This is a genomic window from Bacillus cereus group sp. N14, from assembly GCF_016483555.1.
Taxonomy (GTDB): Bacteria; Bacillota; Bacilli; order Bacillales; family Bacillaceae_G; genus Bacillus_A; species Bacillus_A wiedmannii.
The window spans coordinates 23362-35682 of record NZ_JAEHBQ010000004.1 but is presented as its reverse complement, the minus strand read 5'-3'; the positions used below and the strand labels follow the sequence as shown (position 1 = coordinate 35682).

Genomic DNA, 12321 nt, shown 5'->3' with positions numbered 1-12321 from the left:
TTGAATGGAGGGGCATTATGAAGAGAGCATTATTCTTTTTTATTAGTATTTTCTTTTTAGGAAGTTGTTCGATTTCGTATGTTACTTTTTCTAGTGAGAGCAAAAGTTGGACGGGGCAATATAAAGGATATATTAAGGATGACAGTGAAGATGGAATGTTTACGTTTCAGTATAAGGGCGGAGATGGAAATACAGAATTTAAAAATTTAGAGATTGCTATTAATGAAACCTTTAGTGAAATGACGCAAACTTCAGAAGTTCATAAAGGAGCAAGGATTGAAATGAAGTCTTCTTGTGTAAGTTGTGCACCTCTATCTAAAGATGAACCGATAGAGGTTGTGATTAAATGGGATGATAAGTATGAGGAGAAGATGGTGTTAAATTTGAAATAGCTTAGAGTAAGGAGTTAAAAATGAATAGGCGTATGAAAAACTTTATGTTTTTAAGTGTATTTCTAGTCATATTATCAGCGTGTACTACAAAACAAGTAGAGCAAGTAGCAGTAAAAAAAGTACCTGAAGAGGGGTATGTCATAGTAAGAAATGACACGGTGTTTTTTGTAGATGATAAAACGTTTAATACAAAAGTAGAATTGCAACATTATATGGAACAACAAATAAATAAAGAGCATCCATCACATATAGTTTTGAGCTTTAAAGATAAAGGCACATATAAACAGTTAAAAACAGGGGATAAAATAAAAGTATGGTTTTCTCAAATACTTGAAAGTTATCCAGCAAAAATGATTGTAGAGAAATGTGAAATAGTAGAAAAATAGAAAAAGGCAGCAATTAAGCTGCCTTTTTCTTATTTCACAAATTGTAATTCTTTCGGGAATTTCGTTAAAATTTCTGACCCGTCTTTTGTGATGTAAATATCATCTTCAATACGAACGCCACCTACGTTTGGTACATAAATACCTGGCTCGATTGTGAAGACCATACCTTCTTTTAATGGAGACTCGTTACCAGCTTTTACATCTGGATATTCGTGTACGCTAATTCCAAGTCCGTGACCAAGGCGGTGTGGGAAGAAGTCCCCGTAACCTGCATCTGCGATAACAGAACGAGCAGCGTTGTCGATTGCGCCAAGTGTAACACCTGGTTTACATGCTTCAACTGCTTGTAGTTGTCCAGCAAGTACAGTGTTATAAATGCGAGTTTGTTCTTCAGAAATTTCACCGAATGCCACTGTACGTGTAATGTCAGAGCAATAACCTTCAATGATTACGCCTAAATCAAATAGTACGAAATCGCCGCGTTTCATTTTGTTTGCACCTGGAATACCGTGTGGAAGAGCAGAGTTTGCACCTGCTAATACCATCGTATCAAATGACATTTTATGTATGCCTTTTGTTTTTAATTCGTGTTCAATAATTGCTAATACTTCTAGCTCGCTACGATTTTCTTTAATTGCATTTACACCCACTTCAACAGCGTAATCTGCCATTTTAGCTGCTTCGCGTAAAATAGAAAGTTCTTTTTCATCTTTAATTAAGCGAAGTTCACGAACTTTTTCCTCAGCTGATTTGAAAGCTGCATTTGGGAATAACTTTGTTAATTCTTCGTAGCGCTCTACGTTTAAATGTTCTTTTTCAATTGCAACTGCATTTGCATTGATGCCGCGGTCTTTAATTGCTTTTGCAATCATATCCCATGGTCTGTCAGTATCAGTAAATCCGATAATTTCATGTGCCCAGCCAGCGTTACGCGCTTGACCTTCTTCCATTTTAGGGCAAATTAAAATAGGTTCTTTTTCTTGGAATACAAACATACCAAGAAGTCTTTCGTGTGGTTCGCAGTGGAAGTTTGTCATGTAGAAAACGTTTGGTGTAGAAGTTAAGAACGCAGCTTCTACGTTTTTTTCTTTTAGCCATTGCATTAAATTTTCTAATCTAGCATTCATCGATTGGCACCCCCGAGATATTTAATTACAAATATAACTTTACATCGGAAGAAAGCGTTATGACAAGTAAATAGATGTTAGAAAAGACAGGGAATTGAAAAATCATGTAGAATAAAAAATGAGAATGTGAATAGGGGAGGAATGTAGTAATGAAAGTATCTTATCACGGGCATTCAGTTGTAAAGATTGAAACGAATGGAAAAGTGATTTTAATTGACCCATTTTTAACTGGAAATCCGACAGCGGATTTAAAGGCTGAAGATGTCAAAGTAGATGCAATTCTTTTATCGCATGGACATGGTGATCATGTTGGAGATACAGTAGAGCTTGCGAAGAAAAATAATGCAGTTGTTGTGGCACCATTTGAACTAGCGACATTTTTAAGTTGGCAAGGTGTAAATACACATCCGATGCATATTGGTGGTTCGCATGAATTTGACTTCGGAAAAGTGAAGTTTACACAAGCATTCCACGGTTCTAGTTATATTAATGAAGAAAATAAGACGATTACATATACAGGTATGCCAGCAGGTATTTTATTTACAGCAGAAGAAAAAACTGTGTATCATGCAGGGGATACTGCTCTATTCTCTGATATGAAATTAATTGGGGAGCTAAATAACATTGATGTAGCATTTTTACCAATTGGTGATAATTTCACAATGGGACCAGAAGATGCTGTTTTAGCAGCAAAATGGGTTCAGGCGAAAACTGTTGTACCGATGCATTACAATACGTTCCCGGTTATTGAACAAGATCCATATCAATTTGTAGAAAAGCTACAAAATTGTACAGGAAAAGTATTAGAAGCTGGAGAAAGTATTACACTATAGAAAAGAAACCCTTCATTTGAAAAGACAAGTGAAGGGTTTTTTACGTGTGTAGGACAGCTTTTAAAGGTTGTACTTGTTTTGACGATTCTTTTCTTTTTGGAAGTGGCTGTTCAGGTGTTTCATTCAATTCCATTGCAACTTTTTTTCCGTCTACGAAAGCTAAAAATACAGCACCTACAACCTCTAATAATTTTTTCATCATGTATCCGCTCCTTTGTTTCATTTCTTGTCTTCATTGTATATGGAAGCGGCTGGACAAACTATCGAACGAGATGACAATACCATTACATTGTTGTAATAGAAGAAGTAGTGTCATGTAAGGCGTATTTTGTTATAAAAAAAATAGTACAGATATATAAAGAGAGAGTGTAACAGTTTTGAAAATATAGTATACTGAAAATACAACACATGAAGAATTTAGGGAAAAGAAAGTATGGTGAAACCATTTGGCTACCAAGCATAACCAAATTTTAGAACATATTAATAGCCTGCCAGTAGGGCATAAAATTTCTGTAAGGCAAATTGCAAAAGATTTGAGTGTAAGTGAAGGGACAGCTTACCGTGCAATTAAAGATGCAGAAAATAAAGGGTATGTTAGTACGATTGAACGTGTCGGAACCATTCGAATTGAACAAAAGAAGAAAGAAAATATTGAAAAGTTGACATATGCAGAAGTTGTTAACATTGTTGATGGCCAAGTACTTGGAGGCAGAGAAGGACTACATAAAACGTTAAATAAATTCGTAATCGGGGCAATGAAATTAGAAGCTATGATGCGCTATACAGAAGCTGGAAACTTACTTATTGTCGGTAACCGTACGAACGCGCATCAATTAGCGTTAGAAACTGGAGCCGCTGTATTAATTACGGGCGGATTTGATACGGAAGATCATGTGAAGAAATTAGCAGATGAATTAAAACTGCCGATTATTTCAAGTAGTTACGATACATTTACAGTTGCAACGTTAATTAACCGTGCGATTTACGATCAGCTGATTAAGAAAGAAATTGTACTCGTTGAAGATATTTTAACGCCAATTGAAGAAACGTTATATTTAAAACCAAATGATACAGTGCAGCAATGGCATGCGTATAACGAAGAGACGATGCACGGAAGATATCCGATTGTTGATGAAAATAAAAAGGTATTAGGTATTGTGACTTCTAAGGATATGATTGGTGTTGTAAAAGAAACACCAATTGATAAAGTAATGACAAAGCATCCAATTACGGTAAATGGAAAAATGTCTGTCGCAGCTGCGGCACGTATGATGGTGTGGGAAGGTATTGAGTTACTTCCTGTTGTTGATGAAGGAAATAAGTTGCAAGGTATTATTAGTCGTCAAGATGTACTTCAGGCGTTGCAAATGATTCAGCGCCAACCACAAGTCGGCGAAACAATCGATGATATTGTAACGAATCAATTTATGACGCCGAAAGAAGCGAAAAATGAACATTTATATCAATTTTCAGTGACGCCGCAAATGACGAATTCAATCGGAACGTTATCTTATGGTGTATTCGCAACAATTGTGACAGAAGCAACGAATCGCGTTATTCGTGCGCAAAAGAAGAGTGATTTAATTGTTGAGAACTTAACAATTTATTTCGTAAAACCAGTTCAAATTGACAATGTTGTATCGGTTCATCCGAAAGTATTAGAAATTGGACGTAAATTTGGTAAGGTTGATGTAGAAGTGCATCATGAAGGTAATGTCGTCGGGAAAGCATTACTTATGGTGCAGTTGATCGATAAATAAAAAGATGGAGCAGACCGCTTTGGTTTGTTCCATTTTTTTTTAGAACGCTACATGAGGGAGTTTTAAAATGTAGTTAGCAACTGAATCTAGCATGCTTTGAATTGCGAAAGAGAAAAATAAATCACGTTCTGTTTCATATTTATAAATAGGAACATGTAATCATTTGAAGATGCTTGAACAATAATTGTGGAGGTGTCGAATGGGAGTAATAGTTCTCTTTTTAGGTGTAGTATTTGCAATAACTTTTTATGTGTTAACACATAGAAGAATGGATTCAAATAAAAAGAAATTGTATGTAGTAAGTTTGATTTTCGCTATTATTTGTTCCTTTGCCCCTACAACTGGAGAAAATAATAGCGATTTTCTTTACTTTGGTATACCAGCAGAAAATTTCATTTATTATGGTGGATGGGAAATTTCGTTTAATCCATTAGGCTTTTTCTTTAACTTTATATTGTTTTATTGGATTTTGAAGCTATTACTTAAGTTCAGTGGGCGTTTTAGTAGAGAAGTGAAAAAATAGAAGGATATGTATCAATGTGGATAGAAAATTGGCTGTTAGTCGATTACGCTACTAATCATTAAAAGATAAGAATAGTGTAATTGGATAGGGGAAACGATGCTTCACTATATGAACTAGGGGGAGAAGAATGGATTTTTACATTAAAGAGCAGTTATGTAAGCAATATAATTTAAATAGTCTTACGAAAGTGTCATTGTTGCATGGGGGAGAAAATCAAACATATATATTCGAATCGGATAAAAATAAATTTGTGGTTAGGCAGTATAGAGAAGGACGTTATACAGCCGAGCAAATAGAAGCTGAAATACATTGGTTAATAGCGTTGCAAAAACAAATGTTAGTACCAGAAGTAGTTGTAAATAAAGATGGTGACTGGGTCACACCTGTTATGAAAGATGAGGGAAGTATCCAGTATTTTGTTGTCTTTAGGTTTATAAATGGAAGTGAAATTATAGAACCAAAGGATAAAGATTATGAAAAACTTGGAGCATTAATGCGAATGTTTCATGAAAAAACAAATGGAGTGCTTAAAAGAGTGTCGCAAACTTGGAGAGGTTATGAAAGACCTATATATAGCGAGCAAAAGATGATTCATGAGTCTTTACAATGTTTATTAAATACTTCTTTTTTATCTTATGAGGATAAAAATAAATGCTTGAAAATTGCAGAAAGAATACAAGAACTTACAAACTCAATTCAATTGGGAGAAAAACAATTTGTTCACGGAGATATGCATTTTGGAAATATTCTTGTAGACAAAGAGGATTGGTATTTACTCGATTTTGATGAATGTGGATTTGGCTATAAAGAGTTTGATATTGGTGTTCCAAGATTGCATTTAATTGCTTCGGGACAGTTAGAAGATGCATGGGGGAATTTTATGATGGGATATGGGGAAAATATTTCAGAATCAGCCATTCGACTTGGGACCGCTTCAAGAATCTTTTATATGGCAGGAAAAATACTATTAAGACTTGATATTGAACCTATTAGAAAAAAACCTGATGCTTTTATTCGGCGATATATTCAGTATGTCGAAGAAGAATTATGTGGTGAGACAATTGTCTGATTAAAAAACAGAATATTAATTTAATTAGATGCTAGACTATGTTATAATTAAATTGTAAGAAAATGGATTTACGAAAGGTGGTATGCATTATGTCATCAACAGTACTCTTTTTTGGTAGTATCGCACTCTTTTACTTTCTTATAATGATACCGATTCAATATTTATACTTACAAGGTTTACATGAAAAAAAGAAAAAAACAGGATTATCTCAGCGAGAGTTATATGAAAGAATGTCTTTTGGGGAAGAACAATTACATCTTCATGTGCAGGGCAACCCATTTAATATACCATCTGCGTTTGTCGCATATATGATTTTAAAAGTTAAGGGACGTAAAAAAGCATCACAATGTTGATGCTTTTTTTGCACTGCTTCAGACAGATTCAGCTTCTTCAACTGCTAATGGTAAGAAATGTTTGTATTGGCGAAATCCATTAAATGCACTTGCACTACCAAATAGAACAAATAAAACACCAACGATAATTCGAGCGGTTGAAAGTTCTAAAAAGAATTGGTTTATCCCAAAGAATAAGACGAATGAACCAAGTGCCATTGCGGATTTTCCTGAGAGCCAACCTTTCTCCATTGGGCGGTTTGTACGAAAGTATTTTGTTTTGTAGAAGAGGTACAACATAAATGAGACGATAATACAGAAGACTAATACTGGCATCATGCACACTCCCATCGCTTTGTGAAAAATAATAGTGGAGAAAAAAGAAATATCTAAACTTTCTAATTTCTATTATAAAGCAATTGTTCGCATGTATGAAATACTTTCCGTTATAATGGAGGATAAAGTGAAACTTTAATTAGTGTGAGGATGTTTCTGCGCTAATGATTTGCCCGCACCAATTGGGCTTTTACTGCACGTTAAAGTGAAGAAGTTGAGTAAAAAGGAGATTATACATATGCATGAGCAAATTTTAAGAGCAATTAAAGAGTTTGATACAATTATTATTCATCGTCATGTGCGTCCAGATCCAGATGCATTAGGTTCACAGGGAGGTCTTGGTACAATTCTACAAGAATCGTTTCCAGAGAAAAATATTTATACGGTTGGGTACAATGAACCGTCACTAGAATATTTACGAGTAATGGATGATATTGAAGATAGTGTATATGAAAATGCACTTGTTATCGTATGTGATACTGCGAACCAAGAACGTGTTGACGATCAACGCTATGCAAAAGGGAAGATGTTAATTAAAATTGATCATCATCCGAATGAAGATCCGTACGGAGATATTACGTGGGTAGATACGACATCAAGTTCTACAAGTGAAATGATTTATGAATTTTACAGTTATGGAAAAGATAAAGGATTACAGATAACGAAAGAAGCAGCTCGTCTTATTTTAGCGGGTATTGTTGGGGATACAGGTCGTTTCTTATTCCCGAATACAACAGCGAAAACACTTCGTTACGTGAGTGAGCTTGTTGATATGGATGTGAAATTCACAGATTTATACAATGAAATGTATAAGACGAAAGAAAAGATTGCTCGTTTAAACGGCTATATTTTACAAAACTTTACGATGGTAGAAGAAGGAGCAGCTTACATTAAATTAACGAAAGAAGTATTAGAAAAGTTTGATGTACTTCCTTCTGAGGCATCCGGTGTTGTTGGAGCACTTGGTAATATTGATGGATTAAAGTCGTGGGTTCTATTTTTAGAGGAAGACGATGTGATTCGTGTTCGTCTTCGTTCAAAAGGACCAGTGATAAATAAATTAGCAATGCAATATAATGGCGGAGGGCATCCGATGGCTTCTGGTGCAAAAGCATCTTCTTGGGAAGAAGCGGATCGTCTTTTTGCTGATTTACGTGAGTTGTGTAGATAAGAGATTATATATGAAAACGAAAAGAAGGAGTGGCGCTAAAGCCCTCCTTCTTTATTTTTCTTTCTCTATCGTAATGCTAATTTCAAGCACTGTATCAAAAGATATCGTATCGACTTTGAAACGGTATAGCCGATCGTAATGTTTGTACGTCTTGTTTTCTATTACCTTTTTGAGTAGGTCTTTATTTTTTGCGATACTTTGTATGTTTTTCGTTAAAAGATGCTGGAGGTCATTATGGATAGAGGTAGTCATGTTTTCAAGTGTAAGGTTGTCTAAATCGTATTTTTCTCGATTTATAAGTTTTATTTTAATCTCTTGAATAGTTAAGAGTCGTTTATTTTCTGTATTCAATTTTTCTTGATCTTCGAGAAGGACGTGGAGCTTTGCTTCTTGTTTTTCTATAATTTCTCTTTGTTCTGCTATTTTACTAGCTTGTTCTTCTTGAAAAACACCGTATATGAACAAAAAAATAAACCAGCTCAACACGCCTCCAACAGCAGCACCAGCTAAAACTAAATACCATTTTTTTGCTGTATTGGCACTTGGTACTCTCATACATGTTCCTGCGTTAGCCATTTAATAATAGTAAGGCCTGTTTGCATACCACCCGTTGCGAAAAAAATAAGGAGAATTTGTTTTACGATATCTTTCATATCCCCGCCAAAGAAACTTCTTTCAAAGCTATAAAAAGTATCAAATGTTCCGCCAATTGCTGCAACGAGTGCCCAAATTCTTAAATTTTGGGCGAATTGATTAATGTAAGTTAGAGTTGGTTTTCCGATAAGAAATGCACCAAATCCACCAATTAATGAACCACCAAGTATAACCCCAAAGGCAATAAAATAACTAATAATAAGCAGAGAGAAAAAAGTATGTTCTCTTACATCCATCGTCATTCCCCTTTCTTCTTCATATATATGGACAAAGTATAAGAAGTATGTTTTGATTTCCGCTTTCCTCATCACCTATAATAAAAGTAGTCAGATTGGTAAAGAGAGGGTACAACAGTGAAGTTTGTGCATTTACAATGTCAAACCGTTTTTAGTTTATTAAAAAGTGCTTGTAAAATTGATGAGCTTGTAGTCAGGGCGAAAGAACTTGGTTTCTCGTCACTCGCTATTACGGACGAAAATGTTATGTATGGCGTTATTCCGTTTTATAAAGCATGTAAGAAACATGGTATACAACCTATTATTGGCTTAACAGCTTCTATTTTTAGTGAAGAAGAGGAAAAATCTTATCCGCTTGTTTTACTTGCTGAAAATGAAATGGGCTATCAAAATTTATTAAAGATTTCTAGTAGCATTATGACGAAGTCAAAAGAAGGTATTCCGAAAAAGTGGCTTGCCCATTATGCGAAAGGATTAATTGCTATTTCACCAGGTAAAGATGGGGAAATTGAACAATTATTATTAGAAGACAAAGAGAGTCAAGCTGAAGAAGTAGCTCGCATGTATCAAAGTATGTTCGACAATTTTTATATGAGTTTGCAGCATCATGCGATTCAAGATGAACTGCTCCTGCAAGAGAAATTACCTGCATTTATGAGTAGGATAAATGTTCCAGTCGTTGCAACAAACGATGTACGCTACATCAATCAAAGTGACGCACTTGTTCATGAGTGCTTATTATCTGTTGAAAGTGGAACGAAAATGACTGATCCAGATAGACCAAGGTTGAAAACGGATCAATATTATTTAAAATCATCAGATGAAATGGAAGCACTATTTTCTCACGTAGAAGAAGCGATTTATAACACAGTAGAAATTGCAGAACGTTGCAGAGTAGAAATACCGTTTCATATAAATCAATTACCGAAATTTCCTGTTCCAGCTAACGAGACGAATGATATGTATTTACGCCGCGTTTGTGAAGAAGGCTTGCAGAAACGATATGGTACGCCGAAAGAAGTACATATAAAGCGTCTGAATCATGAATTAAACGTTATTTCTAGTATGGGGTTTAGTGATTATTTCCTCATCGTGTGGGATTTTATGAAGTATGCGCATGAAAATCATATTTTAACAGGACCAGGACGTGGATCGGCAGCCGGCTCACTCGTTTCTTACGTATTAGAAATTACAGATATTGATCCGATTGAATACGATCTATTATTTGAAAGATTTTTAAACCCTGAACGTGTGACACTTCCAGATATTGATATCGATTTTCCAGATATAAGACGTGATGAGATGATTCGATATGTGAAAGATAAATATGGTCAGCTGCGTGTTGCACAAATTGTAACGTTCGGGACGCTTGCAGCGAAAGCGGCAATTAGAGATATTGCGCGTGTAATGGGGCTTCCACCGAGAGACATTGACATATTCTCAAAACTTATCCCATCAAAGCTTGGTATAACGTTAAAAGATGCATATGAGGAATCGCAATCACTCCGTGAGTTTATACAAGGGAATCTGTTACATGAGCGTGTGTTTGAAATTGCAAAACGTGTAGAGGGCTTACCACGTCATACGTCTATTCATGCAGCTGGCGTTATTATGAGCCAAGAGCCGTTAACCGGAAGTGTTGCAATACAAGAAGGGCATAACGATGTGTATGTTACGCAATACCCGGCTGATGCATTAGAAGAACTTGGTTTGTTAAAGATGGATTTTTTAGGATTACGTAATTTAACGTTACTTGAAAATATTATAAAGTTTATCGTGAAAAAGACGGGGACACAAATTGATTTAAGAAATTTACCACTTCAAGATGAAAAGACGTTCCAATTGTTAGGTAGAGGGGATACAACAGGTGTATTCCAGCTTGAATCAGGTGGTATGCGAAATGTACTTCGCGGGTTAAAACCGAATGAATTTGAAGATATTGTCGCTGTTAACTCGTTATATAGGCCAGGACCAATGGAACAAATTCCAACCTTTATTGAATCAAAGCACGGAAAAAGAAAAATTGAATATTTACATCCGGATTTAAAGCCGATTTTAGAAAGAACATACGGTGTAATTGTATACCAAGAACAAATTATGCAAATTGCGTCGAAGTTGGCGGGATTCTCGCTCGGAGAAGCAGATTTATTACGCCGTGCAGTGAGTAAAAAAAATCGTGATATTTTAGATCAGGAGCGTAAGCATTTTGTACAAGGCTGTTTACAAAATGGTTATGACGAGACATCCGCGGAGAAAATTTACGATTTAATTGTAAGATTTGCGAATTACGGTTTTAACCGGAGTCACGCTGTAGCCTACAGTATGATTGGATATCAGCTTGCTTACTTAAAAGCGAATTATACGCTGGAATTTATGACAGCATTATTATCAAGTGCAATTGGAAATGAAGATAAGATTGTGCAGTATATACGAGAAACGAAGCGGAAAGGTTTTCACGTTTTGCCGCCATCTCTTCAGAGAAGTGGTTACAATTTCCAAATAGAAGGTAATGCGATACGTTACAGCTTACTTTCAATTCGAAACATCGGAATGGCTACAGTGACAGCATTACTCGAAGAACGAGAGAAAAAAGTATTTGAAGATTTATTTGAATTTTGTCTTCGCATGCCATCAAAGTTTGTAACAGAGCGAAATTTAGAGGCATTCGTCTGGTCTGGGTGTTTTGACGATTTTGGTGTTTCGAGAACAAATTTATGGAAAAGCCTTAAAGGAGCGTTAGAGTACGCAAATCTTGCACGTGATTTAGGAGATGCTGTTCCAAAATCAAAATACGTGCAAGGAGAAGAGCTCTCTTTTATTGAACAGTTAAATAAAGAGAAGGAAGCACTAGGTTTTTATTTATCAAGCTATCCGACAGCGCAGTATGTGAAGTTAGCAAAAGAATTAGAAATTCCATCTCTTGCTCAGGCAATGCGACATAAGAAAAAAGTACAAAGGGCTATCGTGTATATAACAAGCGTGAGAGTGATTCGTACGAAAAAGTTGCAAAAGATGGCGTTTATTACATTTTGTGATCAAAACGATGAAATGGAAGCAGTTCTTTTCCCTGAAACATATATACATTTCTCAGATAAGTTACAAGAAGGAGCAATTGTTTTAGTTGACGGTATGATTGAGCTTAGAAATCATAAGTTGCAATGGATTGTAAATGGACTATATCCGTTAGAAGAAATGGATGTGTATGAAGAAAAGAAAGATGCATCTGTTTATGTGAAATTGTCGTCTCAGTATGAGAAAAAGCTTTTAAATCAGGTTACTAAAATATTGTTTGACTATTCAGGTTTTGCGAAAGTACTAATTTATTATGAAAAGGAACATAAAATGGTACAATTGTCTCGAAGTTTATCGATTCATCCAAGTGAAGAATGTTTAGGAGCACTTCGTGAAATTGTCGGGGAAGAAAATGTAGTTGTGAAAATATAATGGACAATTTCCCTACACTTCGATTATTATAGTAGTAGTGTTCGTGGTCAGACCACTT

Annotated in this window: 14 protein-coding genes; 9 read left to right on the top strand and 5 right to left on the bottom strand. The window is 35.4% G+C overall.

The window, feature by feature from the left end; genetic code table 11:
* Positions 1-17 precede the first annotated feature (17 nt).
* Together JDS82_RS08005 and JDS82_RS08000 are read left to right on the top strand one after the other, a co-directional pair.
* On the top strand, positions 18-392 hold the full coding sequence (locus JDS82_RS08005; protein ID WP_064056527.1) for a hypothetical protein: 375 nt from the start codon (positions 18-20) through the stop codon (positions 390-392).
* Positions 393-412: 20 nt separating this feature from the next.
* Entirely contained in the window at positions 413-778 is a 366-nt protein-coding gene (locus tag JDS82_RS08000; RefSeq protein WP_199713046.1) for a DUF3221 domain-containing protein, read from the top strand.
* A gap of 29 nt (positions 779-807) precedes the next feature.
* Here the strand turns inward: JDS82_RS08000 and pepQ are convergent, their stop codons facing one another.
* Positions 808-1905, bottom strand: a complete 1098-nt coding sequence (gene pepQ / locus JDS82_RS07995) for a Xaa-Pro dipeptidase (RefSeq protein WP_000994037.1) — start codon at positions 1903-1905, stop codon at positions 808-810.
* A 149-nt stretch (positions 1906-2054) separates the two neighbouring features.
* Here pepQ and JDS82_RS07990 point away from each other — a divergent pair, with 149 nt between their 5' ends.
* Positions 2055-2738, top strand: coding sequence for a metal-dependent hydrolase (locus JDS82_RS07990; protein ID WP_000868947.1), 684 nt, complete (start codon positions 2055-2057; stop codon positions 2736-2738).
* 40 nt (positions 2739-2778) lie between these two features.
* Here JDS82_RS07990 and JDS82_RS07985 read toward each other — a convergent pair whose 3' ends face one another.
* On the bottom strand, positions 2779-2940 hold the full coding sequence (locus JDS82_RS07985; RefSeq protein ID WP_000976301.1) for a hypothetical protein: 162 nt from the start codon (positions 2938-2940) through the stop codon (positions 2779-2781).
* 244 nt (positions 2941-3184) lie between these two features.
* On the opposite strand from JDS82_RS07985, the gene JDS82_RS07980 reads away from it, so the two are divergent.
* The 4 genes from JDS82_RS07980 (at position 3185) to JDS82_RS07965 (ending at position 6443) form a co-directional block, all read left to right on the top strand.
* The gene (locus JDS82_RS07980) at positions 3185-4498 is read left to right on the top strand and encodes a CBS domain-containing protein (RefSeq protein WP_000201589.1); all 1314 of its coding nucleotides are present in this window, start codon (positions 3185-3187) and stop codon (positions 4496-4498) included.
* Between the two features lie 199 nt (positions 4499-4697).
* Entirely contained in the window at positions 4698-5021 is a 324-nt protein-coding gene (locus JDS82_RS07975; protein ID WP_064449248.1) for a hypothetical protein, read from the top strand.
* Positions 5022-5148: 127 nt separating this feature from the next.
* Positions 5149-6090, top strand: a complete 942-nt coding sequence (locus JDS82_RS07970; protein WP_199713045.1) for a phosphotransferase enzyme family protein — start codon at positions 5149-5151, stop codon at positions 6088-6090.
* Positions 6091-6179: 89 nt separating this feature from the next.
* Positions 6180-6443 (top strand): DUF3949 domain-containing protein, encoded by a 264-nt coding sequence (locus tag JDS82_RS07965; RefSeq protein WP_000099734.1) that lies wholly within the window; start codon positions 6180-6182, stop codon positions 6441-6443.
* Between the two features lie 18 nt (positions 6444-6461).
* Here the strand turns inward: JDS82_RS07965 and JDS82_RS07960 are convergent, their stop codons facing one another.
* A complete protein-coding gene (locus JDS82_RS07960; RefSeq protein WP_001144768.1) occupies positions 6462-6758 on the bottom strand; it encodes a YtpI family protein in 297 nt (98 codons plus the stop codon).
* 238 nt (positions 6759-6996) lie between these two features.
* Between JDS82_RS07960 and JDS82_RS07955 the strand changes: the two genes are divergently transcribed.
* The gene (locus JDS82_RS07955) at positions 6997-7929 is read left to right on the top strand and encodes a DHH family phosphoesterase (RefSeq protein ID WP_000545158.1); all 933 of its coding nucleotides are present in this window, start codon (positions 6997-6999) and stop codon (positions 7927-7929) included.
* Positions 7930-7980: 51 nt separating this feature from the next.
* On the opposite strand, the gene ytrI is transcribed toward JDS82_RS07955, so the two are convergent.
* Together ytrI and ytrH are read right to left on the bottom strand one after the other, a co-directional pair.
* On the bottom strand, positions 7981-8484 hold the full coding sequence (gene ytrI, locus JDS82_RS07950) for a sporulation membrane protein YtrI (protein ID WP_001265725.1): 504 nt from the start codon (positions 8482-8484) through the stop codon (positions 7981-7983).
* Complete coding sequence (gene ytrH / locus JDS82_RS07945) at positions 8481-8894, bottom strand: sporulation membrane protein YtrH (RefSeq protein ID WP_073516695.1); 414 nt, start codon at positions 8892-8894, stop codon at positions 8481-8483. Before ytrH ends, ytrI begins: the two co-directional genes overlap by 4 nt.
* A gap of 42 nt (positions 8895-8936) precedes the next feature.
* Here ytrH and dnaE point away from each other — a divergent pair, with 42 nt between their 5' ends.
* A complete protein-coding gene (dnaE, locus tag JDS82_RS07940) occupies positions 8937-12263 on the top strand; it encodes a DNA polymerase III subunit alpha (RefSeq protein ID WP_000673714.1) in 3327 nt (1108 codons plus the stop codon).
* Positions 12264-12321 lie beyond the last annotated feature (58 nt).